The following is a 26,149-nucleotide window of genomic DNA, read 5'->3' as shown; positions in this document are numbered from 1 at the left end:
TTCACCCGTTGCTGGCGGCCATGACCGCCTCGTCGATGTCGCGGCCCTCGGCCTCGGCCTTGGCCCGTGCGGTCAGCACGCGCTTGTAGTCGCGCGGCATGATCTTCCCGAAGCGCCCGGCGGCCTCGGCCCAGCCGGCGAGCAGCCCGGCGGCGACCGTCGAGCCGGTCTCGGTGTGATGGCGCGCGACGATGTCGCGCAGGTAGGCCCGGTCCTCGTCCTCCAGCGGTTCGAGGTCGACCATCTCCATGTTGATGTGGTCGCGGTCGAGGTCCAGCACGTACGCGACGCCGCCGGACATGCCGGCCGCGAAGTTGCGGCCGGTCGGGCCGAGCACGACGGCCCGGCCGCCCGTCATGTACTCACAGCCGTGGTCACCGACGCCCTCCACCACCGCGGTGGCGCCGGAATTGCGGACGCAGAAGCGCTCGCCGACGACGCCGCGGAAGAACGCCTCGCCGGAGGTGGCGCCGTACAGGATGACGTTGCCGGCGATGATCTGCTCCTCGGCGGCGAACGCCGAGTCCGCGGGCGGCCGTACGGTGATGCGCCCGCCGGACAGTCCCTTGCCGACGTAGTCGTTGGCGTCACCGACCAGGCGGAGCGTGACGCCGCGCGGGACGAAGGCACCGAACGACTGCCCGGCCGAGCCGGTGAGCGTGATGTCGATCGTGTCGTCGGGCAGGCCGTCGGCGCCCCACTTGAGGGTGACCTCGTGGCCGAGCATGGTTCCGACGGTGCGGTTGACGTTGCGCACCGGCATGTCCAGCCGCGTCGGGGTGCCGTACGCGATGGCGCCCTCGGCGAGCTGGATCAGGGTGTTGTCCAGCGCCTTCTCCAGGCCGTGGTCCTGGGTCGCGGTGTTGCGCAGCGGCGCGCCCTCGGGCAGGTCGGGCCGGTGCAGGATCGGCGCGAGGTCGAGCCCGGCGGCCTTCCAGTGGTCGACGGCCTTGGCGGCGTCGATCAGCTCGACGTGGCCGATCGCCTCTTCCAGGGAGCGGAAGCCGAGCGCGGCCAGGTGCTCACGTACCTCCTCGGCGATGAACTCGAAGAAGTTGACGACGAACTCCGGCTTGCCGCTGAAGCGCTTGCGCAGCTCGGGGTTCTGGGTGGCGACGCCGACCGGGCAGGTGTCGAGGTGACAGACCCGCATCATGACGCAGCCGGACACGACGAGGGGCGCGGTGGCGAAACCGAACTCCTCGGCACCAAGCAGCGCCGCGACGATGACGTCCCGGCCGGTCTTCATCTGCCCGTCGGTCTGCACGACGATGCGGTCGCGCAGGCCGTTGAGCAGCAGTGTCTGCTGGGTCTCGGCGAGGCCGAGCTCCCAGGGCGCGCCGGCGTGCTTGATCGAGGTCAGCGGCGAGGCGCCGGTGCCTCCGTCGTGCCCGGAGATGAGCACGACGTCGGCGTGCGCCTTGGACACGCCCGCGGCGACCGTGCCGACCCCGACCTCGGCGACGAGCTTGACGTGCACGCGCGCCGCGGGGTTGGCGTTCTTCAGGTCGTGGATGAGCTGGGCGAGGTCCTCGATCGAGTAGATGTCGTGGTGCGGCGGCGGCGAGATGAGGCCGACGCCGGGCGTGGAGTGCCGGGTCTTGGCGATCCACGGGTACACCTTGTGCGCCGGGAGCTGGCCGCCCTCGCCGGGCTTGGCGCCCTGCGCCATCTTGATCTGCAGGTCGTCGGCGTTGGTGAGGTACTCCGACGTCACGCCGAACCGGCCCGAGGCCACCTGCTTGATCGCCGAGCGGCGCAGGTCGCCGTTGTCGTCCGGGGTGAACCGCTCGGGGTCCTCGCCGCCCTCGCCCGTGTTGGACTTGCCGCCGATGCGGTTCATCGCGATGGCGAGGTTCTCGTGCGCCTCGGCGGAGATCGAGCCGTAGGACATCGCCCCGGTGGAGAACCGCTTGATGATCGACTCGACCGGCTCGACCTCGTCGAGCGGGACGGCCGGGCGGGCGCCCTCGCGCAGCTCGAACAGGCCGCGCAGCGTCATCAGCCGCGCCGCCTGCTCGTCGACCAGCGCCGTGTAGTCCTTGAAGACCTCGTAGCGGCGGGTCCTGGTGGCGTGCTGCAGCTTGAAGACGGTCTCGGGGTTGAACAGGTGGTGTTCGCCCTCGCGGCGCCACTGGTACTCCCCGCCGACGTCCAGGACGCGGTGGGTGGCGGCGTTGCCGCCCGGCGGGTACGCCCGCCGGTGCCGTTGGGCGACCTCCTCGGCGAGCACGTCGAAGCCGACGCCGCCCAGGCGGGAGGTGGTGCCGGTGAAGCACTCGTCGATGACCTCGGCGCCGAGGCCGATCGCCTCGAAGATCTGCGCGCCGGTGTAGGAGGCGACCGTGGACACGCCCATCTTGGACATGATCTTCAAGACGCCCTTGCCGTACGCCTTGACCAGGTTGCGCACCGCGGTCGCGCGGTCCAGGGCCAGGTCGCCGACCTCGACGAGGTCCTCGACCGTCTCGATGGCGAGGTACGGGTTGACCGCCGAGGCGCCGTACCCGATGAGCAGCGCCATGTGGTGGCACTCGCGGGCGTCGGCGGTCTCGACCACCAGGCCGACGCGGGTCCGGGTCTTCTCCCGGATCAAGTGGTGGTGGACGGCGCCGGTGAACAGCAGCGACGGGATCGGTGCCCGCGAGGCGTTCGCGCCCCGGTCGGACAGGATCAGGGTGCGCGCGCCGTTCTTGATCGCGGCCGAGACCTCGTCGCAGATCTCCTCCAGCCGGTGTGCCAGCGCGGTTCCGCCGCCGGTCACGTCGTACAGGCCGGACACGACGTGGGGGGCGAACCCGGGCAGGTCGCCCTCATCGTTGAGGTGGATGACCTTGGCCAGCTCCTCGTTGTCGAGGATCGGCGTGGGCAGCACGAGCCGGCGGCACGAGTGCGGCCCGGGTGCGAGCAGGTTGGCCTCGGGGCCGAGAGTCGACTGCAGGCTCGTCACCAGCTCTTCGCGGATGGCGTCCAGCGGCGGGTTGGTGACCTGGGCGAACAGCTGCTTGAAGTAGTCGAAGAGCTGCCGCGAGCGGTCCGAGAGCACGGCCGGGGGCGTGTCGGTGCCCATCGATCCGATCGGCTCGGCGCCGTTCCTGGCCATCGGCGACAGGATGATCTTGAGTTCTTCGGAGGTGTAGCCGAAGACCTGCTGGCGCTTGACGAGCGTCTCGTGGGTCGGGCGCCGCCCGTCGCCGAGCTCGGAGACGGCCCGCAGCTCACGCCGCGGGAGCTCCTCGAAACGGATCAGCCCGGCGTGCAGCCACTCGGCGTACGGGTGCTCGGCGGCCAGCTCGGCCTTGATCTCGTCGTCCTCGACGATGCGGCCCTTCGCGGTGTCGACGAGGAAGATCCTCCCCGGCTGCAGGCGGCCCTTGCGGACGACCTTGGACGGCTCGATGTCGAGCACGCCGGCCTCGCTGGCCAGTACGACGAACCCGTCGTCGGTGACCCAGAAGCGCCCCGGGCGCAGCCCGTTGCGGTCGAGCACGGCGCCGACGATCGTGCCGTCGGTGAAGGTCACGCTGGCCGGGCCGTCCCAGGCCTCCATGAGCGTGGAGTGGAACTCATAGAACGCCCGACGTGCCGGGTCCATCTCCGCGTGGTTCTCCCACGCCTCGGGGATCATCATGAGCACCGAGTGGGCGAGCGACCGGCCGCCGAGGTGGAGCAGCTCCAGGCACTCGTCGAACGAGGCGGTGTCGCTGGCCTCGATGTCGATGACCGGGAAGATCCGCGACAGGTCGCCGGGCAGCACGTCGGAGCTCAGCAGCGCCTCGCGGGCCCGCATCCAGTTCCGGTTGCCCTTGACCGTGTTGATCTCGCCGTTGTGCGCGATGAAGCGGTACGGGTGGGCCAGCTCCCACGCCGGGAACGTGTTGGTGGAGAACCGCGAGTGCACGAGCGCGATGGCGCTGGTGAAGCGGCGGTCGGACAGGTCGGGGAAGAACGGCTCCAGCTGCGGCGTCGTCAGCATTCCCTTGTAGACGATCGTGCGGCTGGACAGGCTCGGGAAGTACACCTTGGCGTCCTGCTCGATGCGCTCGCGCGCGCAGAACACGATGCGGTCCAGCTCGAGCTCGCGGGCGCCGCTCTCGGCGCTCAGGAAGAGCTGGGCGAAGTGCGGCATGACGCGGCGTGCGGTCGGCCCGCAGAAGTCCGGGTCATAGGGCAGGTGCCGCCAGCCCAGGACGTTCAGGCCCTCCTCTGCGGCGATCCGCTCGATCGTCGCGACCGTCTCGGCGCGCTCGGCCTGGTCGGCCGGCAGGAAGGCGATCCCGGCGGCGTACGCGCCGGCCTCGGGAAGCGCGAAGCCCGTGGCCTCGCGGAAGAGCTCGTCGGGGATCTGCGTGAGGATCCCCGCCCCGTCACCGTCGTCGGGTTCGGCGCCCTTGGCGCCGCGGTGATCGAGGTTGCGCAGGACGGTCAAGGCCTTCACCACGATGTCGTGGCTCTTTCGCCCGGCTAGATCAGCGACCATGCCCACACCACAGGCATCGTGCTCGTTGGCGGGGTCGTACAAGCCCTGACGCTCGACGCGTCGCTGGCCCGGAGTCATGGCAGCAGTCACCATCAACCCTCCCGTCGTCTCGTTCTGCTCCTTCATCAGTGCAGTCCGGGACGACGTTGGCCCTGCTGCGGTGACTAGAGGTTACAGCACTGTCTGTTTCATCCCCGACGCGACATGATCGCGAAACTTACCCAGCGGTGCCCATCTAGTCTCAATACGTAGTTATCCCTTTTAATTCCGGTGAAACAGGAACTGCTTGCCGGCCTGCTGGACCGAGCTGCTCGGGCTGATCGTGTCGATCCCGTACGAGCTGGTCTCGCCGCCGTCGACGCGTCCGGCCCAGCCCACGACGACGAAGTGGCCGTACGCGCCGCTCTCGGCGCCGGTCGTCGCGGAGCCGAACTTCTCGACCGGCGCGGGCCCGGTCACCGGGACGAAGAAGCCCTTGCCGGACTTGGGGTCCAGGTCGTCCAGGAAGGCGTTCGCCGAGGTCACGTCCCTGAGGTTGAAGATCGCGAGCTGGCCGACCCAGCGCTGGTCGGCCGAGACGTAGGCGGCGCGTACGACCTGGGTGCACCCGTAGCCCTGCAGCGCGGTCTTCAGCGCCGGGCCCGAGACCGTGCTTCCGCAGTCGGAGTCGAGCCGGCCGTTGCCCTGGACGTTGAAGACGGTGCTGTCCGAGGTGTCCTTGTACGCCTTGGCCTCGTCGTCGGCGAAGACCTCATCCAGGGTCAGCGGCTTGCTGTCACCGCTCGCGGTGTTCAGGGAGTTCCACAGCGACCAGGACTTCATCGAGTTGTAGGTCACCGGCTTGTTCTGGCCGCCGCCGGAGGCGACCGGCGGGCGTGACGTCGAGGAGGACCCGGACGAGGGCGTGCTGCTCGCCGAGGGATCGTCGTCGCTGCCCCCGCTCGCGGCCAGGAAGTACGCGCCGCCGAGCGAGCCGCCGACCAGGACCAGCGCACCGATGATCACGGCGATGATCAGCCCGGCGCTGCTCTTCTTCGGGGGCGGCCCCATCGGCGGCGGTCCCATCGGGCCGCCCGGCATCTCCGGCTGCCAGGCCTGCGCGGGCGGCTGCGGGTATGCGCCGGGCTGACCGTAGGGGCTGGGCTGGCCGTACGCGCCCGGCTGTCCGTAGGCGTCCGGCTGGCCGTACCCTCCCGGCTGGCCGTACCCGTCCGGCTGGGGGGCGCCCCAGCCACCGGGCTGGCCTCCGGAGGGCGGCTGCCCGGGCATAGGTGGGTACGGGTAGCTCATCTCGATCTCCTCGGGGGGACACCGCTCATCGGTGAACAGGTAAAGCTTAGAACGAGGTTCGCGACCTTTGCCGGGATCCGTGCGGACGATCCCTGCGCCGTCAGTGCGAGGACGATCCGGTCGCCCGTACGAGAACGGCGTTCGGCCGTCCCGTCGTCACCAGAAGCGACAGCAGAGCGGCGTCGCTCTCGTCGCCGCCGCCGTCGGTGCGCTGCACCCAGGTGATCACCGCGTAGTGGCCCATCGCGACGCCGCGCGCCGTGCTGAAGGCCAGGCCGAAGGCCGGTGAACGGGGCGGGGCGAGGGGGAAACCATTGCCTGACCTGGGGTCGGCCTCCGCGACGACCCGGTCGGCCGCCTGGGCGTTCGCCAGGTTGAAGATCGTCACGAGGGCCGCGAAGTGCTTGTCGGTGTAGACGGCACGGGCGGCCTGGGTGCAGCCGCCCTCCGCCAGCCGGCCGGCGAGCCGCGTGCCCCAGACGGCCTCCGTGCAGTGGGAGTCGAGGCGGGAGGCGGTCAGCCTCAGGGCCGCCTTGGCGTCGGCATCTGTGATCTTTTTGGTACCGAACACCTGCGCCGGCGTCAGGGGCTTGGCGTCCTTGGCACGATCGGCGATCGGGGCGAAGGCGGCCGTGGAGCCCGCCTGGGAGTACGCGGACGCGCCCGGCCCTTCGCTGCGGACGTCCTTCACGTCCGGCGCCGACGCGTGCCCGCCGCCCCCGCCGCTCTTGCCGAGGACCATCACGGCCGCCGCGGCCACGACGGCGATGAGAACGAGCACGCCGGCGGCGGCGAAGTAGGCGATCGGCGGGAGTGACCCCATTCGTTGGCCAGGCCGTCCGCTGGGCTGCCGGCCAGGCTGCCTGTCGGGCGGGCCGTTGGACTCGCGGCCGGGCTGCCGGTCACGCTGACGGCCGGGCCGCCGGTTTCGACCGCGCCGGCCGCGTGGGGGTCCTTCTGGGCCGTCGTGCCCGGGAGCCTCTTCGTACTCCTCATACCTCTGCGGCTCTTCGTACCCCTGGGGCTCTTCGTACCCCTGAGGGACCTGGTAGCCGCCGTTGTAGCCGGCGTCATGGCCGCCGTTGTAGCCGTACCCGTTGTCGTAGCCGTTTCCGTAGCCGCCGTCGTAGCCCGGGGGACCTTCCGGTCCCCTGGCGGCCTCCGGATGCTCGGTGGGGCCGCGGCGCCTGCGCGACCTGGATCGGCCGGCCACTACGTCACCCTCCGACGAGGACGAGGCGCTCCCAGACGAAGTCGTCGGCCCGCTCGATCGCGATGCTGGCGTCCAGCAGCTCGTTCATGGTCTGCGGCGGCGCGCCGCCGGCACGCTCGACCCAGCTGATGACCACGTAGTGGCCGAACGACTGGCTGTAGGCCGCGCTGAAGCCGCTGCCGAAGTTCTCGGTGCCCGCGGCGCTCAGCGGGGAGACGAAGCCGGCGCTGCTGTTCGGGTCGAGGTCGCGGACGATCTGCTCGGCGCCCTGGAGCTGGTCGAGGTTCATCGCGACGAACTGGCCGAGGTACTTCTTGTCCTGGGTGACGTACGCGCCGCGCGCGACCTGGGTGCAGCCGAACTTGCGCAGGTCGTTCTGGAGCTCCTCGCCCCAGGTGGCCGAGGCGCAGTCCGACAGCTCCGAGCCCACCAGCGTGAAGTGGTAGGCGCCGTGGCTGACGGCCTTGGCGTCGCCGCCGAAGACCTCGCTCTTGTTGAGCGGGCGCTTGTCCTTGCTGCGCTGGTTGAGCTTGTCGACCAGTGAGTTGGCCGGGGTGTTGACGTACACCTTCGGCGACACTCGTGCGGCGGCCGCCGCCTGGCTCTTCTTACCGTCGCCACCGCCCAAGGCCACCACCGCGACGACGACCACCACGAGAACGACGGCCAGCGCCGCACCAGCGATGATCAGAAGACCGCGGTTGGACTTGCGTCGCGTCGGGCGGCGCCTGCGCGAGGTCGGCCGCTCCTCGGCACCGTCGTCGTAACCAGTCTCACTCACGAGCGGTGAGCTTAGCGAACGTCCGACCCTGGCAAGGCCATATCGCCATGCCGCCCGCGGGCACCGGATGGACGGCGGTGTCGTTCACGCACGTCAGACGCTGTTCGTACCGATCAGTGATCCGACCGCGAAAGTGATGACGGCGGCCAGACCGCCGAGGGCGAGCTGCCGCAGCCCGCCGTACCACCACGACCGCGCCGTGACCCGGGACACCAGGGCGCCGGCGGTGAACAGCCCGACCGCCGCGAGCGCCGCCGCGGGCCAGATGTTCGTCGCGCCGAGGAGATACGGGAGCACGGGCAGGCACGCGCCGACAGCGAAGGACAGGAACGAGGATCCGGCGGCCAGGACCGGCGAGGGCAGGTCGCCCGGGTCGACGCCGAGCTCCTCGCGGGCGTGGATGCCGAGCGCCTCCTCGGGGTCGCGCGACAGCTGCCGGGCGACCTCGCGGGCCAGCGCGGGCTCCAGGCCGCGCGCCTCGTACAACTGGGCGAGCTCGAGCTCCTCGGCCTCGGGCCGGCGCTCCAGCTCGCGCCGCTCGACCTCGATCTCGGCCTGGGCGAGCTCCGACTGGGAGGCGACGGAGATGTATTCCCCCGCCGCCATCGAGAACGCCCCGGCCGCCAGCCCGGCGAGGCCGGTGAGCACGACCACCTGGTGGTGGACGCGCCCGCCGGCCACGCCTGCGATCAACGCGAAGTTGGAGACCAGTCCGTCCATCGCGCCGAACACGGCCGGGCGCAGCCACCCGCCGGTCACGTCGCGGTGCTCGTGGTGGATCTCCGCCGGGCGGCCGCTCGCGGCGGCGCCCTCGATCGTGCTCACGCGATCAGGACTTTCCCTCGCCGGGCTCGACACCCGTCGAGGCCTTCGCCCGTCCATCGCCGTCTTCCTCGTCCTTGTCCTCGTCCTTGTCCTCGGCCACGGTCTCCGGCTCGGTCTCGGCCTTCTCCTCCGGCTCGCCGTCGGTCTCGTCGTCCGGCGCGTCGCCGGGCGGCTCCTGTGCGTCGTCCGCCCCGGCCGCGGGGGCCGTCTCGGCGGCCTTCTCCGGCTCCGTGCCGGGGGTCTCGTCTCCGTCGGTCTCGGCGGCGGGCGCGTCACCGGTGTCGGCGACCGGTCCCGTCGCCCCCTCGGGGATGGTCGTACGGTCGCGGTAGACGTAGAGGTAGGCCACCGCGCCGAGGAAGACGATCAATGAGGTCCAGTCGTTGAGGCGCAGGCCGAGGATGTGGTGGGCCGAGTCGACGCGCAGCCACTCGATCCAGGCGCGGCCGACGGTGTATGCCGCGACGTACAGCGCGAACGTGCGGCCGTACGCGAGCCGGAACCGCTTCTCCGCCCAGATGACCAGCAGGGCCACGCCCACGCACCACAGCGACTCGTACAGGAACGTCGGGTGGTAGGTGCCGATGTCGGGGGTGTTCGGCGGGCGGTGCGCCGGATCGATCTTGACCGCCCACGGGAGCTTGGTCGGGCGGCCGTACAGCTCCTGGTTGAACCAGTTGCCCCAGCGGCCGAGCGCCTGCGCCAGCGCGATGCCGGGCGCCGCCGCGTCGGCGAAGGTGCGCAGGGACACGCCCCGGCGTGCGCAGCCGATGTAGGCGCCGAGCGCGCCGGCGGCGATCGCTCCCCAGATGCCGAGGCCGCCGTTCCAGACCTCGAGGGCGCCGACGGGATGCCAGTTCTTGCCGAAGTAGAGCTGGTAGTCGGTGATGACGTGGTAGAGACGGCCGCCCACCAGGCCGAACGGGACCGCCCAGACGGCGACGTCCACGACGGTGCCGGCGGCGCCGCCCCGTGCGGTCCAGCGCCGCTCGCCGAGCCAGACGGCGACGATGACCCCGAGGATGATCATCAGGGCGTATCCGCGGAGGGGCAGGGGCCCGAGGTGGACGACCCCTTGCGAGGGGCTGGGTATTGAGGCGAGCGGCTGCTGCATGAGAAGTGACATTACCGGCTGTGAGAGACGGGTCGATGACGATCAGGTGGCGAAGTGCCCGCGGCCGCCGGTTCGCCCGGCGGGCCGCGGGCACCTTCACCTTCTCGTCACTTCTTGGGTGTGGCGGACGGGCTCGCCGGGGCGGTCGGCGACGCGCTGGGCGTGACGTCGGCCGGCGTGGCGGCGAGGATCGCCTTCTCCAGGTTCTTGGCGTTGAGCAGGGTGCTGTTGAGGTCCAGCGACTGACCGTTCAAGAAGACGGTCGGGGTGCCGGTGACCTTGCGGGTCTGCTCGGCGTAGTTCGTCATCTGGTCGATCTGGCTCTGCTTCTGGTTGCCGTTCACGCACTGCTGGAACTGCGGAGTGGCGAACCCGAGGTCCTTGGCCCAGCCGATGAGGTCCTTGTTGGAGAAACCCTTGGAACCCTCCGCCGGCTGGTGCTTGTAGATCGCGTCGTGGTACTGGATCCACTTGTCCGCGGGGGCGCACAGGGCGGCGTTGGCGGCGCGCTGGGAGTTGCCCCGGATCGGCTCGGGCTGCTGCTTGAACAGCCAGAACGGGTAGTACAGCACGTTGACCTTGCCCTCGGCCGCGAGGCGCTTGATCGTGCTGCCGCTGGCGTTCTCGAACTCATGGCAGATCGGGCACTGGAAGTCCTCGAAGAGCTCCAGCTTGGGGGCCTTGACGCCCGGCTTGGCGGCGAGGATCGCCCCGTCGGACTGACGGCTCGTGGGCGCGAGCGCCCCCGAGTAGGCGCTCGGGTCCTTCTTGTTGACGAAGTACACCGTGATGACCACGGCCAGCGCCACGACGACGAGCCCGCTGAGGCTGATCATCAGTCTCCGCGTCCGCTGCTGCTTCTGCGCCTGACGCCTGCGTTCTTCCGCCAGCCGCTCGCGGGCCGACCGCTGTCGAGCGGCCTTACTCATCTGGTCTCCTCTGACATTTTCCGTTGAACACCCGGGCGGGCTACAGCCCGAGCAACCGATCGAGCGCGAGCTTGCCGCGCGGGAACACCATGAGCCAGGCCGCCAGGACGAGGAAGCCGAGATCTCGGAAGATCTCCCTAAGGTAGTGGGTCTGGCCCTTGGTGACCGCCCCACCGCCCCCGAAGCAGCCGCAGTCGATGGACAGTCCGCGCGCCCATACCGAGATGATCCCGGCGATGAACACGATGAACAACAGACCGACGCAGACCGCCATGACCCGCGTGGCGAAGCCGAGCAGGATCAGCGCGGCGAGCGCCATCTCCAGCACCGGCAGGCCGAGCGCGACCGGCGTGACCATTCCCTGCGGCAGGATTCGATAGGACGAGACGGCGACCTTCTGCAGGCCCTCAGCCTCGCTGAATTTGGCGTATCCCGCAGTGGCCAGAATCGTCGCGAGCGCGACGCGTACGACCAGGGTGATCCATTCTTGCTGCCGCCACACGGCGCGCAGGAATCCGTCTCCGCCTCTGGCGGCCGCCATCTCTCCAGCCACAATCGTTTCCTAACGGTCTCGCGATCCGGCGCGCGCCAGCTTAGGCGGTGGGCCATAAGGCCGCCGTGAAGCACGCGGCCACATCCTGTCACTATTCACACCCACGGCGAGTGACCGAGGGGGGGTGTCCGTGGGTCTTGGCCGATATGAGCCGCGGCAGGACCAGACAGGTCCTAACGTCGTACGCCGGCCGCGAGTTCGGCGGTGAGCTCGCGCAAAGAGGCCAGGCCCTCCTCGGGCGAGGGGGCGTCGAGCAGCCGGCGGATGAACGCCGAGCCGACGATCACTCCGTCGGCGAAGGCGGCCACCTCGGCGGCCTGGGCGCCGGTGCCGACGCCCAGCCCGAGGCCGACCGGAAGGCGCGAGCCCGCCGGCAGCGCCTTGCGCGTGCGCTCGACGAGACGGGCGGCGCCGGTGTCGATGGCCGAGCGCGCCCCGGTGACGCCCATCAGGGAGGCCGCGTACACGAATCCGCGGCAGGCCTCGGTGATCGTGGCGAGGCGCTCGTCGGTGGAGCTGAGCGCGGCGAGGAAGACCTTGTCGAGGTCGTGCTCGTCGGCGGCGGCGAGCCAGTCGCCGCCCTCCTCCGGGGTGAGGTCCGGCGTGATCAGCCCGGAGCCGCCGGCCGAGGCCAGGTCGCGGGCGAAGGCGTCCACGCCGTACCGGTCCACGGGATTCCAGTAGGTCATCACGAGCGTGGGCACGCCGGTCGCGGCGATCGCCTCGACGGTGCGGAACACGTCGGCGACGCGGACGCCCCCGACCAGGGCCTGGTGCACGGCGTCCTGGATGGTCGGGCCGTCCATGAGCGGGTCGGTGTAGGGCAGGCCCACCTCGATGACGTCGCAGCCGGCCTCGACCATGGCCGTGGCCGCCGCGATGGAGCCTTCACGGGTGGGGAACCCGGCCGGCAGGTAGCCGACCAGGGTGCCGCGCCCTTCCGAGGCCGCCTTCTCGAACGCCGTCGCGACGCTGTCTCCCGCGCTCACTTGGCACTTCCGTCCTCGTCGACGAGCCCGAACCACTCGGCGGCCGTGTGCATGTCCTTGTCACCGCGGCCCGACAGGCAGACCACCACGGTGGGGATCTCCTCGCCCGCGCCGGCGGCCAGCTCCGGGCCGATCCGCAGCGCGCCGGCGAGGGCGTGCGCGGACTCGATGGCCGGGATGATGCCCTCCGTACGGCACAGGAGCGCGAACGCCTCCATGGCCTCGGCGTCGGTCACGGCCTGATAGGTGGCCCGGCCGCTGTCGCGCAGCCAGGAGTGCTCCGGGCCGACACCCGGGTAGTCGAGCCCGGCCGAGACCGAGTGCGTGTCGAGCGTCTGCCCGTCCTCGTCCTGCAGCAGGTAGGTGCGCATGCCGTGGATCACACCGACGGAGCCGCCGGCGAGCGTGGCGGCGTGCCGCCCGCTGTCCAGGCCGTCGCCGCCCGCCTCGAAGCCGAACAGGCGTACGCCCTCGTCGGGCACGAACGCGTGGAACGCTCCGATGGCGTTGGATCCGCCGCCCACGCACGCGATGACCGCGTCGGGCAGCCGGCCGATCAGCTCGATGGTCTGACGGCGCGCCTCCACGCCGATGACGCGCTGGAAGTCGCGGACCATCATCGGGAACGGGTGCGGGCCCATCGTGGAGCCGATGCAGTAGTGGGTGTGGTCGACGCTGGCGACCCAGTCGCGGAACGCCTCGTTGCAGGCGTCCTTGAGCGTGCGGCTGCCGGTCTTGACCGGGATCACCTCGGCGCCGAGCATGCGCATGCGGGCGACGTTGAGCGCCTGCCGTACGGTGTCGACCTCGCCCATGTAGACCGTGCACTCGAGGCCGAGCAGGGCCGCGGCCGTGGCGGTCGCGACGCCGTGCTGGCCGGCGCCGGTCTCGGCGATCACCCGGCTCTTGCCCATCCGCTTGGTGAGCAGCGCCTGCCCGAGCACGTTGTTGATCTTGTGCGAGCCGGTGTGGTTGAGGTCCTCGCGCTTGAGCAGGACCCGTACGCCCGCCTTCTCGCCGAACCGCTTGGCCTCAGTGAGCAGGCTGGGCCGGCCGGCGTAGGTGGCGAGGAGGTGGTCGAGCTCGCCGCGGAAGCCTTCGTCGCGCATGGCCTCGGCGTGGGCGGTGGTCAGCTCGTCGAGCGCGGCCATGAGTGCCTCGGGGGCGAACCGCCCGCCGAAGCGGCCGAAGTGGCCATCAGGGTCGGGCAGGGCGTCGGGCATGGCAGCGGGAACACCGCTGACGGCATCGGTGGTCATCAGAAGTCCTGTCGCGTATTAAGGAAAAAAAGGGCCTTATCCGGTCGGTTGTGATGCGGATCGGCACCATCGTTCGCGCAGGCTCATGGACATACCCTACTTGCCCTGCCGCAACGCCGGGTGGGTTCCGGCGGCGACGAGGTCGGCGACCGCCGACCGCGGGTCCTTGCCCGTCACGAGGCTCTCCCCGACGAGGACGGCGTCGGCGCCCGAGGACGCGTAGGCGAGCAGGTCGTGCGGTCCGCGCACCCCGGACTCGGCGATCTTCACGATGTTCGAGGGGATCTTCGGCGCGATGCGCGCGAAGGTGTTGCGGTCGACCTGAAGCGTGGTCAGGTCGCGCGCGTTGACGCCGATCACCCGCGCGCCCGCGTCGAGCGCCCGCGCCATCTCGTCCTCGGTGTGCACCTCGACGAGAGGGGTCAGGCCGATCGACTCGGCCCGCTCGATCAGCGAGATCAGCGCCTGCTGCTCCAGCGCCGCCACGATGAGCAGCGCGAGGTCGGCACCGTACGCGCGTGCCTCCCACAGCTGGTAGGAGGTGACGATGAAGTCCTTGCGGAGCACGGGGACCTCGACCCGGTTGCGCACCTGGGCCAAGTCGTCGATGTCACCGCCGAAGCGGCGCTTTTCGGTCAGCACGCTGATCACCGCGGCGCCGCCGGACTCGTAGTCCTCGGCGAGCCCGGCGGGGTCGGCGATCGCGGCGAGCGCGCCCTTGGAGGGGCTGCTGCGCTTCACCTCGGCGATGACGGACACACCCTGGCTCTTGAGGGCGCCGTAGCCGTCCTTCGGAGAAGGGGCGTGGACCGCCATCTCCTTCAGGGCGTCCAGGGAGACCGCCTGCTGCCGCTCTTCGAGGTCGGCACGCACCCCGTCGAGGATCTCGTCGAGAACGGTCACCTGTCCTCCTCGCCGGCCCATGAGCGACCCCGAATGGCCCTTCGGTCCGCTCCGCTCAACGTGATCGATCCCCCTGTGCTCGTGAGTTCGTGTCTCCCGATCGTAGCCCGGTCGGACCGATGTCCCCGCGCCGGGTGCGGGGTCAGGGAGCGAGAGCGTGCCCGATGGGGAGGTTACGGACCACCCAGAAAACGATGCTGACCACGGTGAAGACGATGATCGCCCGCGGCTTCGCGAGATTGGCCTGCAGTGGCCGCCCGCGCCTCGCGGCGACCGCCCAGCGAACCCAGAAGTAGCCGAGGACGGGCAGTGTGAGGAAGGCGAGCGCGTTGCGCCCGAACGCCTCGGCGACGTGCCCGTGGGTGAGGGCGTGCACCATGCGCAGCGAGCCGCAGCCGGGGCAGTAATAGCCGGTGATGGCGTAGAACGGGCAGGTCGGATAGTGGCCGGGCTCGTTGGGATCGATGAGCGCGACGTAGCCGGCCGAGGCGGCGACGACCCCGAGCACGGCGTACGGCGCCCATCGGCCACGAGTCCCTCGCCGGGTCCGTACGGTCGTCACGCCTTCAGGTTAGACCGGGAGCGGGGGCGTCTTCCGGCGTCGGGCTCGGGGGGTGGGGGTGCCGGCTCGCGTGCCGTCTTGAAACCGTGCGCGAGACGGGGGCGACGGGACGTCATTTCGGCCATGCCGGATCTGGGCGAAACGATCGGACCGAGACGCCGTTCTCGGTGGATCCGGGGGCTGCGGCCGGCCCACCTGGTGGGTTTGCCGCTCCTTCTGGTGGTGTCGGCCAGGCTCGCGCGACGCGGCCGGTTCGCGGGCGCGTCACCGACCGCCGCCCCGGCAACCGGGGCGGCGGCGAACCGCGTGAGGAGGCTGAGGCGATCGAGACACGCCAGGCCACGCGCCCGACCACCGCACTCCGCAGGCCCGGCCGCGGACGACGGTCCGGCCGCATGGCCGATGCCAGATGTGAACGAGCCCGAGGACACCGAACCACGCGAGGCGGCATGCTCGCCCAGCGCTTCCGCGCCGCGGGCCTATCGTCCGGGCGTCGCGCTCCTGCAGGTCCGCGGCGGATCGCAGGTCGACGACATGGCCGATGCCGCATACCGGCAGTTGAAGACGCCGAGACACGTCAACACCACGGGCTCGCGCCATGGGTCCGTCTCCGGTTCCTCGTCTGGCCGCCGGGCTCGTGTGGGCGGAGGTGGATCACGGGTCGGCGGCGTAGCCGATGCCGCGGACCGTGCGGAGGGGGCTGAGGGCGCCGAGCTTGGCGCGTAGCTGGGCGATGTGGACGTCGACCGTACGCGTGCCGGCGGATTCGGCCGAGCCCCAGACCGCGGACAACAGTTGTTCCCGGGTGAAGACACGGCCCGGGCGCCCCATCAGGAAGGCGAGCAGGTCGAACTCCGTGGCGGTCAGGGACTTCGCCGTACCGGCCGCGGCGACGGTACGCGCGCCCGCGTCCAGGACGACCTGGCCGGCGCGCAGGAGGCCTTCCGGCTGGGGTTCGGGCTCCTGGCGGCGCAGCGCTCGGGCGACCGTCGAGACGAGGACGCGTGGGCTGAACGGCCTCGGGACGGTGTACGGGCCCGGTCCGGGCGCGCCGTCCGGGACGACACAGACGATCGGGATGGCGCCGGCCGCGTCGGCGACCGCCTGGTGGACGCCCGAGGAGACGTCGAGGACGACCACGTCGGGTTTCAGTCTCCGTACGGCGGACGCCGCGCGTTCGGGTTCGGTCACCAGCTGGACGTCGAAGCCCTCGCGTGCGAGGTAGAGCCGGGCGAGGTCGGCGACGCCGGGGTCGTGCTCCACGACGAGCACCGTGCCGTCGCGGTCGGTCTCCGATGCCTGAGTCACGTCGGCAGCCATGCCGGCCCTCCCGTCCGGGCACCCACGGCGCCGGGAATGCCGACCATCGTGCGCCCCGGGCGAACACCCGGTGGCGCGGGATCATCGCCCGGCCACAGCGGAATACCCGGCCGCGATCGTACCGTCCGACATCCCCGGTCAACGACGTTCACACGAACGGGAAAAGGCCCATCACCGCGACCGGCACCCCTCCGGCCCGCGGCGGCCCGCCACCGTCACCCCGCCGCCGCCCCACCGAGCACGAGCCCTGGAGGGTTGACCGGCGGCTGCGGAACCTGCCGAAGCCGGCGTCCTCGCCTGGGGAGGACGCTGCGGAGCCAGCTCGCCCCAGGCGGGCTCTGGACGCGCGACGCGCTGGGCTCCGACTACGCGCCGCTGCGGCCATGCGGGCCAACGCCCACCCCACGAGGTTCGGCTCGCTCGTCACCGCAGTTCAACGCCGTCGGCGGCCGGCAGGGGAACGATGCCTGAGGCACAGAAATCGCCGCGACGCCGACAGCCGGCCGACGCCCCGCGGCTCCCGCCCACAGCCAACGGCCGATGCCCGACCGAACTTCAATACCCAGGGCACAAGCGACGCTCGGCGGTAACCGTCGGCCGGCCTCGCGGGGTGGCGGCCGGTACGGATCCGCCGCCCGCGAGATTCGGTGCAAGGCCGGGTCGCGGTCGTAGGCGGCAGCGGCGCGACTCGCCGACGTCGGGATGGCCGCCAGCCGCCTAACGCACGACCGTCACCAACGCACGGATGCCGAACGACAGGGCCGGCGACCGCCTTCGCCACGTGTTCCCCGACCCCGCCGAACAGTCGCTCCACCCCGGCTGAGAGGTCGCCGGGCTCCGCGAGTCGGTCGGCACCAACGACCCCCCGGCCTGTGCTCGACACCGCAGCCCGGCGACCCGAGGTCCAGGCGAACCCGATCAGGTCGGGTCGTCGCCCCGATCCAGTGCCTTCCACACCGACGCGGGATCATCCCCCACCGGCCGTGCGGCACCCGGGCGGTCGTAGCGGGCCGACATTCCCGGCCAGCGGCGGCCCCGTACCGCCGTCAGCACGCCCGCCGCGGCGAGCAGCACTCCCCCGGCCAGCGACAGGACCCACCAGGCGTGAACGTCCACGCTCGCGGCGCCGCCCAGCCGGGACAGATTGCTCTTCTCCCCCGCCGCGGCGATCACATGCGCATGACCGACGGCGACCGGGGACATGATGGCGACGATCACGCCGAAGGCCGTCAGCAGCACGCCGATGAGGACGCGTGCCCAGCCGCGGGTGGCCAGCAGGGCGGCGATGGCCGCCAGGCCGGCCCAGCCCAGGGCGACGATGACACCGCTCAGGGACCGGCCGGTCAGGTGCTGGTCCAGCGTCTCCAGGCCCGCTCCGGCGTGTTCGGTGACCGTCGCCCACGTGCGGCCGGCGAAGCCGGCGATCATCGCCGCGCCCACGCCGCCCAGGAGCACGGCCGTGGTGAGCTCGCGGCGGTTCGTCACAGGGGTCGCTCTCCCACGACCGGCTCGAGGACGTCGGCGTCCCAGCACGTGCGGTCGCCGGTGTGGCACGCGGCGCCGACCTGGTCGACCTTCAGCAGGAGGGCGTCGCCGTCGCAGTCGAGCGCGACCTCCTTGATCCACTGCTGGTGGCCGGAGGACTCGCCCTTCACCCAGTATTCCTGGCGGCTGCGCGACCAGTAAGTGGCGCGGCCGGTGGTCAGGGTGCGGTGGAGGGCCTCGTCGTCCATCCAGGCGAGCATGAGGACCTCACCGGTGTCGTACTGCTGCGCGATGGCGGCGACGAGACCGTCGGAGTTCCGTTTGAGGCGATCGGCGATCTTAGGGTCCAAGGACATGGCATCCATTGTGCCGGGTTGACCGGGGCAGAACGTCGATGGGGTGCGGGAACACGACGCCGGCCGGGCACGGGCACCTCACGAAAACCGCTAGTCGCCACTTTCCGGGCAAATAGCAATCCGTTCGGCAAAATGAAGAGGCCCGTACCGAGAACGGCACGGACCCCAACGGGTGGATGTCGGCGAACTACAGCGGACGGACCTGGTCCGCCTGCGGGCCGCGGTCGCCTTGAACGACCTCGAACTCCACACGCTGATTGTCCTCGAGCGAACGGAAGCCGGAGGTGGCGATCGCCGAGTAGTGTACGAAGACATCCGGACCACCGCCATCAATGGCGATGAAGCCGAACCCCTTGTCGGCGTTGAACCACTTCACGGTGCCCTGGGCCATGCCTAACTCCTTGCGGGACAAACAGACCCACACTTCATGGGCCGATTAACGGCTGCTTGCGAAGCGTGCAAAGTCCCGGAGAAGCAGAACACGCCCGCTAGTCATCGGTCCGCGGGCGTCTGGCAAACGAACGTGGAACTACGACTACAACCGCTGTGAGCTTACCAACATCAGTGCTATCTCACACTCCCCCCAGCGAAAGATCGCTTTTGACCTTCAGATCCCCTCTGTCTGGCCGGTCGTTCCCACGAGGCGGCCAATACAACGCAAACGTTTTACGCCTCTGGTCAAGCCCGAAGCTGAGCCGCCCACGAGGCGTACAGATCCGCGTAACGACCGGGTTGTTCCACCAAAACGGCGTGCGGACCCCGCTGCACGATGCGCCCCTGGTCGAAGACGATCACCTCGTCGGCGGCCTCCGCGGTGGACAGGCGGTGTGCGATCGAGATGGCCGTACGGCCGCGTGTGATGCCCTCCAGCGCCCGCGCGATCCGTACCTCCGTCGCCGGGTCGACGGCCGAGGTGGCCTCGTCGAGGACCAGGAGGTCGGGGGCCGCGAGGTACGCGCGGGCCAGCGCGACGAGCTGGCGCTCGCCCGCCGACAGCGACTCGCCGCGCTGCCCGACCGCGCTCGAAAGGCCCGCGGGCATGCCCTCCAGCCAGTCGCCCAGGCCCAGCTCGGTCAGCGCCAGCGTGATCTCCTGATCCGTCGCGCCCGGCCGGCCGTACCGGATGTTCTCCCCGAGCGTGGCGTCGAACAGATACCCGTCCTGCGGCACCATCACGATCCGCTCGCGCAGCGAGGAGAACCGCACGTCGGTCAGCGGCACTCCGTCGATGAGCACCCTCCCCGACACCGGGTCCATCAGGCGCGTCAGCAGCTTGGCGAAGGTCGTCTTGCCCGAGCCGGTCTCCCCGACGATCGCCACCCGGGCGCGCGGCGCGATCTCCGCGGACACGCCGTGCAGCACGGTCGGGCCGCCCGGGTAGGCGAAGGACACGTCCTCGAAGGCCACCTCGATCGCCCCGCGCGGCAGTTCGACGCCCTCCGGCCCCGGGTCGGCGACGTCCGGCGTGGTCTCCAGGACGCCGAGCACGCGCCGCCAGCCCGCGATGGCGTTCTGGGCGTCGTTGAGCACCTCGGTGGCCACCTGCATCGGGCTCACGAACAGCGTGACCAGGAACAGGAACGCCACGAGCCGCCCGGCGGTCAGGTGCCCGCCGATGCCCATCGCGGTGCCCGCGACGACGACGGCCGCCGTCGCGACGGCGGCGGCGAGCTCGGTCGAGGGGAAGGTCGCCGCGACGAGCTTCTGGGCGCGGGTCTGGGCGTCGCGGTAGGCGTCGACGGACTCGTCGATGCGGCGCGCGGTGCGCTCCTCTGCGCCGTACGCGCGGATGACCGCCGCGCCGACGACCGACTCGCCGACCGCGGACAGCATGTCGCCGACCCGCTCGCGCGCCGCGCCGTACGCGCCCGACAGCCAGCGCTGGAAGTAGCGCAGCGCGAACGCCAGGGGCGCGAACACCGCCCACACCAGCAGCGCCAGCGGCCAGGAGTAGATCAGCATCAGCACGCTGGCCACCACGAGCTGGCCGCCGGCGATGAGGATCATCAGGCCGCCGTACTGCATGAACTGGCTGATCTGGTCGACGTCCGTGGTGACCCGCGAGACCAGGCCACCGCGCCGCTCCGTGCTCTGGGTGAGCATGGACAGGTCGTGGACGTGCCGGAACGCCCGTACGCGCAAGGCCGCGAGGCCGCTCTCGCTGGTCCGGTAGAGACGCACGTTCATCCGGTACGCCGCGACGGCGGTGATGATCACGGCGCCGGCCGAGAGCAGGACGGCGGTACGGATGAAGCCGATGTCCGGGCCGCCCGCCGTGTCGAGCCCGCGGTCGAGGGTCTGCTGGACGGCCACCGGCACCACGATGCGGCCGACGGTGGCGACCAGCGCGAGCAGCAGGGTCACCCACAGCCCCTGGTGGAACTCCGGCGTCATCCGGAGGCCGGTGCGGAGTGTGGCCAGGCCGGTCGCCCGGCCGGAGCCGATACCGGCGTCGGCCTCGCGGCGCGCCGGCGCGGCCTGTTCGACGTCTGGGTCCGCGACGGTCACGCCGGCACTCCCTCGTTCTCGTCGTCCTCGTTCCGCTCGTAGGCGGTGACGAGGTTGCGGTAGCCCACGGACTTCTCCAGGAGTTCCTCGTGCGGGCCCTGGCCGATCACCCGGCCGCGTTCGATGTAGATCACGTCGTCGGCCAGCTCGATCGTGGCCTTGCGGTAGGCCACGACGACCACGGTCGCCGAGGAGTTCCGCAGGCCGCTGAGGATCCGGGATTCCACCTGCGTGTCCACGCTGGAGGTGGCGTCGTCGAGGATGAGCAGGCGCGGCCGCCGTACGAGGGCGCGGGCCAGGGCCAGGCGCTGGCGCTGGCCGCCGGACAGAGTCGCCCCGCGCTCCCCCACCCGGGTGTCCAGCCCCTCCTCGAGGGCGGAGACGAAGCCGTCGGCCTGGGCCAGCCGCAGCGCCTCCCACACGTCCTCGTCGAGGGCGTCCAGGCCGAGGGTCACGTTGCCGCGCACGGTGTCGTCGAACAGGTAGGTCTGCTGCGGGACCATGGCCGTCGTACGGGCCAGGCCGCCGCGTTCGACGTCGCGTACGTCGACGCCGTCCAGGAGGACGTCGCCGGTCGCGGGGTCGACCAGCCGTACGAGGAGGTTCGTCAGGCTCGACTTGCCCGAACCCGTGGGGCCGACGAGGGCGATGGTGTGGCCCGGCCGGACGCCGAAGGCGATGTCGTGCAGCACGTCGCCCTCGGTGTAGCCGAACCGGACGCCGCGCACCTCCAGCCGGGCCGGGCCCTCGCCGGTGAGAGACTCCTCCCCGTACGGGAGGGAACCCTTGGCGTCCAGGACACCGCGGACGCGGTCCCAGCCCACGACGCTGCGCGGCACCTCGGCGAGGACCCAGCCGAGCGCGCGGATCGGGAAGGCGAGCAGCGTGAACAGGTACGCGACGTGGACGAGGTCGCCGGCGGAGATCGCCCCGGACCGCAGGCGTATCGACCCGACGAGCAGGACGGCGAGCACGCCGAGGTTGGGCAGGGCCTCCAGGGCCGGGTCGAACAGCCCGCGCACGCGGCCGACGGCGACGTTGGCGTCGCGCAGCTCCCCGGCGACGACGCCGAAGCGCTCGGTCTCGGCGGCCTCTCTGCCGAGGGTCTTGACGACCAGGGCGCCGTCGAAGCTCTCGTGCGCGACCTCGCTGACCTCGGCGCGCAGCTGCTGCGCGCGGGCCGCGATCGGCGCGAGACGCCGCTGGTAGACGACGTTGAGCCCGGCGATCGCCGGGAAGACGAGGAAGCCCACGATGGCCACCATGACGTCGGTCGCGAGGATCTCGACCGCGGCGATGAGGAGCATCAGGACGACGCCGGTGGCCATCGGCAACGGCGCGATCGGCGCCCAGGCGGCCTCGACGTCGGCGTTGGCGTTGGACAGCAGCTGCCCGGTGGGGTGGCGGTGGTGCCAGGCGAGCGGCAGGCGGAGGTACTGCCGGGTGACGGCCCGGCGGTAGGTCGCCTGCATGTTGTACTGCATCATCCCGGCGTACAGGCGGCGTCCGGCCACGCCCAGGGCCTTGAGCGCGGCCACCCCGACGATGACCAGCCCGCCGGCCGTGAGGGCGCCGGCGGTGGTGTGCCCGTCGCGGAAGGCGGGCAGCACGACGTCCTGCGTCACGCGGCCGAGGACCCAGGCGCTGCCCACGGTCGCGGCCGCGTACAGGCCGCTGAAGACGACGGCGAGGGTGAACAGCAGCGGTTCGGCCCGGACGGCGACTCCCAGGACCCGCATCCCCTTACGCAGGATGTCGGATGTCACCTTTGGCGGCATCAAGTCCCCTTTCGTGGCAGATTCAGGGGCCGCTAATCCTTATCAAACAGAACCACCGGGTTATTCCGCTGCCGGGGACGGCGACCTACGATCATGAGGGTGGTGAACCAGAACTGGGCGCGCTCCGAGCGCCACGCGCTGTGCGACCTGCTCGCCGAGACCGGCCCGGACGCCCCGACGCTGTGCCAGGGCTGGACCACCGGTGATCTGACCGCCCACCTGCTGGTCAGGGAGCGCCGCCTCGACGCGGCGCCGGGCATCATGGTGCCGCTGCTGGCCGGCTACACCGAGCGGGTGCAGCGGCGGCTCGGGACCGCGACGCCGTTCGCGCGCCAGATCGAGCTGCTGCGGCAGGGGCCGCCCGGCTGGTCGCCACTCGCCTGGCCGGGCGTGGAGGGCGCCGCGAACACGGTGGAGTTCTTCGTCCACCACGAGGACGTACGCCGCGCGCAGGAGGGCTGGACGCCGCGCTCGCTGCCGTCGGCCCTGGAGGACGATCTCTGGCGGCGGCTCAAGACGGCCCGCTTCACGCTGCGGCGGCTCCCTGTGGAGGTCACCATGGCCGATCCCGACGGGCGTACGCAGCGCCTCACCAAGGGCGGCCGCCAGGCTCGCGTGCACGGCCTGCCCAGCGAGCTGACCCTGTGGGCGGTGGGCCGCAAGGACGCCGCCCGGGTGGAGCTGACCGGCGAGGCCGAGGCCGTGAACGTGCTCTCCCAGGCCCGCTGGCGCCTGTAGCGGGCCTCAGAGCGGGTCGCTGAGGTACCGCTCCACGGTGGGCCCCAGGGACCGTACGAGGGTCTCGGTGTCCAGCGCGACGGCCTCGGGGATGCGCAGGATGTAGCGGCACAGCGCGAGGCCCAGCAGCTGGGTGGAGATGAGCGCGGCCCGCGCGGGGCCGTCGGCCGAGCGGGAGAGCACCGAGCCGACCTGCGTGGCGAAGATCGTGCGCATGCGGTCGGCCGCGGCCTCGTTGGTGACGGCCGAGCGGAGCAGGACGGTCAGCACGTCGTCCGCCCCCTCGCCCTCCCAGAGCCGTAGGAAGTGATCCACGAGGATCTCCCCGCGGCCCTCACGCGGCAGGTCGTCCAGGGCCGGCAGGTGCAGCGCGACGTCGACGGCCGCGGCGAACAGGCCGTCCTTCGAGCCGTAGTAGCGCATCACCATCGACGGGTCGATGCCCGCGTCGGCCGCGATCGCGCGGATCGTGGCGCGTTCGTACCCGTCGTCGGCGAAACGGCGGCGGGCCGCGGCGAGGATCGCGTTCCGCGTCTCCTCCGAGCGGTGGGTGAAGGCCATGACACGAGTGTAGGCCAACACGTGTTGGCATTTCATCCGGACGGAGGTAACTTGATGCCAACAGACGTTGGCCATCAAATGTTGGCCACAGCCGAGGAGGTCGTGATGTCCCACTTGCCCACCACTGCGGATGTCGTGATCGTCGGCGCCGGTCCGACGGGTCTCACGCTCGCCGCGTTCCTCACCGCCGGAGGCGCCGACGTGGTCCTGCTCGACCGGGCCGCCGAGGGCGCGAACACCTCGCGTGCCGCCGTCGTGCACGCCCGCACGCTGGAGGTCCTTGACGGGCTCGGGGTCGGCGAGGAGATGGTCGGGCGCGGCATCGTCACGCCGTCCTTCACCGTCCGCGACCGGGACCGCGTGCTGCTGACCGTGCCGTTCGGCGGCCTGCCCACCCCCCACCCGTACACGCTGATGATCCCGCAGGACGTCACCGAGCAGGTGCTGCTCGCCCGGCTGCGCGCGCTCGGCGGCGACGTCCACCGGCCCTGCGAGGTGACCGGCGTGGCCCAGGACACCGACGGGGTGACCGTGACGACCGCCGGCGGGGAGATCCGGGCGCGGTACGTCGTGGGCGCCGACGGGATGCACAGCGTCGTACGGGAGCGGTCCGGGATCGGCTTCACCGGCGACACCTACGCCGAGTCGTTCGTCCTGGCCGACGTCCGCCTAAACTGGTCACTGCCCGCCGACGAGGTACAGCTCTTCCTGGCCACCGGCGGGCTGGTCGTCGTCGCGCCGCTGCCCGGCGGGCGGCACCGCGTCGTCGCGACCGCCGAGGACCCGCCCGAGCACCCGGATCTGGCCGACGTCCGCGCCCTGCTCGCCGAGCGGGGCCCGGAACGGACGCCGGCGGAGGTACGTGAGGTGCTGTGGAGCTCACGGTTCCGCGTGCACCACCGGATCGCCGACCGCTACCGGGAGGGCCGGATCTTCCTCGCCGGCGACGCCGCCCACGTGCACAGCCCCGCCGGCGGGCAGGGCATGAACACGGGCATCCAGGACGCCGCCGAGCTGGCCCGCCGCGTCCTCGCTGGCACCGAGGACGGCTATGAGGCGGTCCGCCGGCCGGTCGCGGTCGACGTGGTCGCGATGACCGACCGGATGACCCGCGCCGCGACGACCGGCAACCCGGCGGCACGGGCCGTCCGCAACGCGGTCCTGGCGGTCGCGGGCCACAACGCCGCGGTCCGCCACAAGGTGGCCATGCGCCTGTCCGAGCTCAGCGTGGACCGCTGATCCCGGACCGGGCTCAGTGGGGGCCGTTGAGGAGGGACTCGGCCGCGGCGGAGCGCACCTCGGCGTCCTCGGCGGGGTCGTGTCTCAGCCGTCGCAGCCGGGTCCGCGCCTCGCCCTCGAGAGGCACGGATCCGGCCGCGATCCGGCGTGCGCCGTCCTCGCAGTCCCACAGGGCTTCGACGAGGTACGGCTCCGCCACATGGCGGTCGGTCGTGGTGAGCGCGCCCAGCAGGTTGACGCGCAACTGGGAGCTGGCGCTCTGTTCCCAGGCGTGCAGCAGCATGGGGATCGCCCGGCGGGAGCGCAGCCGGCCCAGGCCGCCGGCCGGTACGGCGGCCAGGTCCCAGTCCTCCTCGGCCAGTGCCGTGCCGAAGGCGTCCAGCAGGGGCGGCGTGTCCTCGGCCGTGCCGTGCGCGGCCAGGACGTCGATGCCCACGTCGTGGTACGAGCGCCGCTCGGCGGTCCACACCCGGGCGCGGCCGAGCGCGCCGGCCCCCAGGTCGCGTACGGCCCGGCACAGCGGGCCGTCGTGGGCGCCTCCCGGCAGGAGCTCCTCGGCCAGGTCGAGGACGACCGGGCTGCGGCGGCGGCCGAGTTCGAGGATGGCCGCCGTCACCTCCTCGCCGTGCCCGCGGGCGAGAGAGGCGAGGTCGTCGTCGGTTCGGCCGGCGAGCGCGGCCCTCGGTTCGTGCGGCCGTACGTCGGGCCGGCGGGCGGCGGCGATGCGCGGGTGGCGCTGGGCCCAGGAGCGGGTGACCACGCCGTCGACGCCGCACAGCCAGGCCAGCTCGTGGTCGTCACAGCGGGCCGCCGCCACCTCGTCCAGCCCCTCGGCGAGGGCCGGATCGTCGAGTTCGACGAGCTCGGCCAGCGCCGCGTACCAGTTCCAGCCCTCGCGGGCGTAGCGGCGCAACGGGGGCGCCGCCTCCAGCCGCCCCATCCGTACGAGACGGGCGAGGACGTCGAGGGCGAGGTTCGTACGGTCCTCGTCGGAGTCGGCGTGGTCCACCGGATCGAACAGGTGGGCGATGACGGGCCCGAGGCCCAGCTCCAGGTCGCATATCAGCCGCGCGTAGTACAGGCCGCGGTCTTCGAGCGTGTCCCACCGTGGGTCGTGGCGCACGCAGTCATAGACGAGGTCGCCCGAACCGGGGCTGCCGGCCGCACGGCGCGCGGCGCAGCCCCGCCCGCGCTGCAGGCGGCCGTGCAGCGATTCCGCTGAATGAAGGACGATGTCTGTCACGGCTGCAGGATGCGCGCCCGATT

The 26,149-nt window shown here is 71.5% G+C and carries 22 protein-coding genes; 2 read left to right on the top strand and 20 right to left on the bottom strand.

What is annotated here, in order from left to right:
- Window position 1: 1 nt before the first annotated feature.
- From gltB to QWU11_RS00290, 18 genes are all read right to left on the bottom strand, one after another.
- Window positions 2-4,573 carry a glutamate synthase large subunit gene (gene gltB, locus QWU11_RS00375; protein ID WP_290102906.1) on the bottom strand — a complete coding sequence of 1,524 codons (4,572 nt, stop codon included), beginning with the start codon at window positions 4,571-4,573 and terminating at the stop codon, window positions 2-4.
- 168 nt (window positions 4,574-4,741) lie between these two features.
- Entirely contained in the window at window positions 4,742-5,770 is a 1,029-nt protein-coding gene (locus tag QWU11_RS00370; RefSeq protein ID WP_290102905.1) for a hypothetical protein, read from the bottom strand.
- A gap of 100 nt (window positions 5,771-5,870) precedes the next feature.
- Entirely contained in the window at window positions 5,871-6,983 is a 1,113-nt protein-coding gene (locus QWU11_RS00365; protein WP_290102903.1) for a hypothetical protein, read from the bottom strand.
- Between the two features lie 4 nt (window positions 6,984-6,987).
- On the bottom strand, window positions 6,988-7,764 hold the full coding sequence (locus tag QWU11_RS00360; protein WP_290102902.1) for a hypothetical protein: 777 nt from the start codon (window positions 7,762-7,764) through the stop codon (window positions 6,988-6,990).
- A gap of 93 nt (window positions 7,765-7,857) precedes the next feature.
- Window positions 7,858-8,589, bottom strand: a complete 732-nt coding sequence (locus tag QWU11_RS00355) for a VIT1/CCC1 transporter family protein (RefSeq protein ID WP_290102901.1) — start codon at window positions 8,587-8,589, stop codon at window positions 7,858-7,860.
- Window positions 8,590-8,593: 4 nt separating this feature from the next.
- Entirely contained in the window at window positions 8,594-9,703 is a 1,110-nt protein-coding gene (lgt, locus tag QWU11_RS00350; RefSeq protein WP_290102900.1) for a prolipoprotein diacylglyceryl transferase, read from the bottom strand.
- A 107-nt stretch (window positions 9,704-9,810) separates the two neighbouring features.
- Complete coding sequence (locus tag QWU11_RS00345; protein ID WP_290102899.1) at window positions 9,811-10,632, bottom strand: thioredoxin domain-containing protein; 822 nt, start codon at window positions 10,630-10,632, stop codon at window positions 9,811-9,813.
- Window positions 10,633-10,672: 40 nt separating this feature from the next.
- Window positions 10,673-11,185: a MauE/DoxX family redox-associated membrane protein gene (locus tag QWU11_RS00340; RefSeq protein ID WP_290102898.1), complete on the bottom strand. Its 513-nt coding sequence runs from the start codon at window positions 11,183-11,185 to the stop codon at window positions 10,673-10,675.
- 173 nt (window positions 11,186-11,358) lie between these two features.
- Window positions 11,359-12,174, bottom strand: a complete 816-nt coding sequence (gene trpA, locus QWU11_RS00335) for a tryptophan synthase subunit alpha (protein ID WP_290102897.1) — start codon at window positions 12,172-12,174, stop codon at window positions 11,359-11,361.
- Window positions 12,171-13,433, bottom strand: a complete 1,263-nt coding sequence (gene trpB / locus QWU11_RS00330; RefSeq protein ID WP_290102896.1) for a tryptophan synthase subunit beta — start codon at window positions 13,431-13,433, stop codon at window positions 12,171-12,173. Before trpB ends, trpA begins: the two co-directional genes overlap by 4 nt.
- Before the next feature lie 96 nt (window positions 13,434-13,529).
- Window positions 13,530-14,336 carry an indole-3-glycerol phosphate synthase TrpC gene (trpC, locus tag QWU11_RS00325; RefSeq protein ID WP_290102895.1) on the bottom strand — a complete coding sequence of 269 codons (807 nt, stop codon included), beginning with the start codon at window positions 14,334-14,336 and terminating at the stop codon, window positions 13,530-13,532.
- 142 nt (window positions 14,337-14,478) lie between these two features.
- Complete coding sequence (locus QWU11_RS00320) at window positions 14,479-14,898, bottom strand: DUF2752 domain-containing protein (RefSeq protein ID WP_290102893.1); 420 nt, start codon at window positions 14,896-14,898, stop codon at window positions 14,479-14,481.
- A gap of 654 nt (window positions 14,899-15,552) precedes the next feature.
- The gene (locus QWU11_RS00315; RefSeq protein ID WP_290102892.1) at window positions 15,553-16,218 is read right to left on the bottom strand and encodes a response regulator transcription factor; all 666 of its coding nucleotides are present in this window, start codon (window positions 16,216-16,218) and stop codon (window positions 15,553-15,555) included.
- Window positions 16,219-17,136: 918 nt separating this feature from the next.
- The gene (locus tag QWU11_RS00310; protein WP_290102891.1) at window positions 17,137-17,703 is read right to left on the bottom strand and encodes a Trp biosynthesis-associated membrane protein; all 567 of its coding nucleotides are present in this window, start codon (window positions 17,701-17,703) and stop codon (window positions 17,137-17,139) included.
- Window positions 17,700-18,068, bottom strand: a complete 369-nt coding sequence (gene hisI / locus QWU11_RS00305) for a phosphoribosyl-AMP cyclohydrolase (protein ID WP_290102890.1) — start codon at window positions 18,066-18,068, stop codon at window positions 17,700-17,702. Before hisI ends, QWU11_RS00310 begins: the two co-directional genes overlap by 4 nt.
- A gap of 178 nt (window positions 18,069-18,246) precedes the next feature.
- Entirely contained in the window at window positions 18,247-18,450 is a 204-nt protein-coding gene (locus QWU11_RS00300) for a cold-shock protein (protein WP_285566422.1), read from the bottom strand.
- A 287-nt stretch (window positions 18,451-18,737) separates the two neighbouring features.
- A complete protein-coding gene (locus QWU11_RS00295; RefSeq protein ID WP_290103318.1) occupies window positions 18,738-20,453 on the bottom strand; it encodes an ABC transporter ATP-binding protein in 1,716 nt (571 codons plus the stop codon).
- A 110-nt stretch (window positions 20,454-20,563) separates the two neighbouring features.
- Window positions 20,564-22,345 carry an ABC transporter ATP-binding protein gene (locus tag QWU11_RS00290; RefSeq protein ID WP_290102889.1) on the bottom strand — a complete coding sequence of 594 codons (1,782 nt, stop codon included), beginning with the start codon at window positions 22,343-22,345 and terminating at the stop codon, window positions 20,564-20,566.
- Between the two features lie 99 nt (window positions 22,346-22,444).
- Between QWU11_RS00290 and QWU11_RS00285 the strand changes: the two genes are divergently transcribed.
- Entirely contained in the window at window positions 22,445-23,083 is a 639-nt protein-coding gene (locus QWU11_RS00285) for a TIGR03085 family metal-binding protein (protein WP_290102888.1), read from the top strand.
- A 6-nt stretch (window positions 23,084-23,089) separates the two neighbouring features.
- Here the strand turns inward: QWU11_RS00285 and QWU11_RS00280 are convergent, their stop codons facing one another.
- Complete coding sequence (locus QWU11_RS00280) at window positions 23,090-23,644, bottom strand: TetR family transcriptional regulator (RefSeq protein ID WP_290102887.1); 555 nt, start codon at window positions 23,642-23,644, stop codon at window positions 23,090-23,092.
- Between the two features lie 105 nt (window positions 23,645-23,749).
- On the opposite strand from QWU11_RS00280, the gene QWU11_RS00275 reads away from it, so the two are divergent.
- The gene (locus QWU11_RS00275; RefSeq protein WP_290102886.1) at window positions 23,750-24,883 is read left to right on the top strand and encodes an FAD-dependent monooxygenase; all 1,134 of its coding nucleotides are present in this window, start codon (window positions 23,750-23,752) and stop codon (window positions 24,881-24,883) included.
- A 13-nt stretch (window positions 24,884-24,896) separates the two neighbouring features.
- Here QWU11_RS00275 and QWU11_RS00270 read toward each other — a convergent pair whose 3' ends face one another.
- Complete coding sequence (locus QWU11_RS00270; protein WP_290102885.1) at window positions 24,897-26,126, bottom strand: hypothetical protein; 1,230 nt, start codon at window positions 26,124-26,126, stop codon at window positions 24,897-24,899.
- Between the last annotated feature and the right edge of the window lie 23 nt (window positions 26,127-26,149).

It is taken from the genome of Actinomadura sp. DC4, assembly GCF_030406325.1.
Classification (GTDB): domain Bacteria; phylum Actinomycetota; class Actinomycetes; order Streptosporangiales; family Streptosporangiaceae; genus Actinoallomurus.
Note: the sequence above shows the minus strand (reverse complement) of the source record. Positions and strands in the feature narration are given on the sequence as shown.

Excerpts from the sequence above, each read along its gene's own strand:
- QWU11_RS00315 (WP_290102892.1), bottom strand. The coding sequence starts at position 16,218 with ATGGCTGCCGACGTGACTCAGGCATCGGAGACCGACCGCGACGGCACG.
- hisI (WP_290102890.1), bottom strand. The coding sequence starts at position 18,068 with ATGGATGCCATGTCCTTGGACCCTAAGATCGCCGATCGCCTCAAACGG.
- QWU11_RS00295 (WP_290103318.1), bottom strand. The coding sequence starts at position 20,453 with ATGACGCCGGAGTTCCACCAGGGGCTGTGGGTGACCCTGCTGCTCGCG.
- lgt (WP_290102900.1), bottom strand. The coding sequence starts at position 9,703 with ATGCAGCAGCCGCTCGCCTCAATACCCAGCCCCTCGCAAGGGGTCGTC.
- QWU11_RS00275 (WP_290102886.1), top strand. The coding sequence starts at position 23,750 with ATGTCCCACTTGCCCACCACTGCGGATGTCGTGATCGTCGGCGCCGGT.
- QWU11_RS00370 (WP_290102905.1), bottom strand. The coding sequence starts at position 5,770 with ATGAGCTACCCGTACCCACCTATGCCCGGGCAGCCGCCCTCCGGAGGC.
- QWU11_RS00345 (WP_290102899.1), bottom strand. The coding sequence starts at position 10,632 with ATGAGTAAGGCCGCTCGACAGCGGTCGGCCCGCGAGCGGCTGGCGGAA.
- QWU11_RS00300 (WP_285566422.1), bottom strand. The coding sequence starts at position 18,450 with ATGGCCCAGGGCACCGTGAAGTGGTTCAACGCCGACAAGGGGTTCGGC.
- QWU11_RS00280 (WP_290102887.1), bottom strand. The coding sequence starts at position 23,644 with ATGGCCTTCACCCACCGCTCGGAGGAGACGCGGAACGCGATCCTCGCC.
- trpB (WP_290102896.1), bottom strand. The coding sequence starts at position 13,433 with ATGACCACCGATGCCGTCAGCGGTGTTCCCGCTGCCATGCCCGACGCC.
- gltB (WP_290102906.1), bottom strand. The coding sequence starts at position 4,573 with ATGGTGACTGCTGCCATGACTCCGGGCCAGCGACGCGTCGAGCGTCAG.
- QWU11_RS00290 (WP_290102889.1), bottom strand. The coding sequence starts at position 22,345 with ATGCCGCCAAAGGTGACATCCGACATCCTGCGTAAGGGGATGCGGGTC.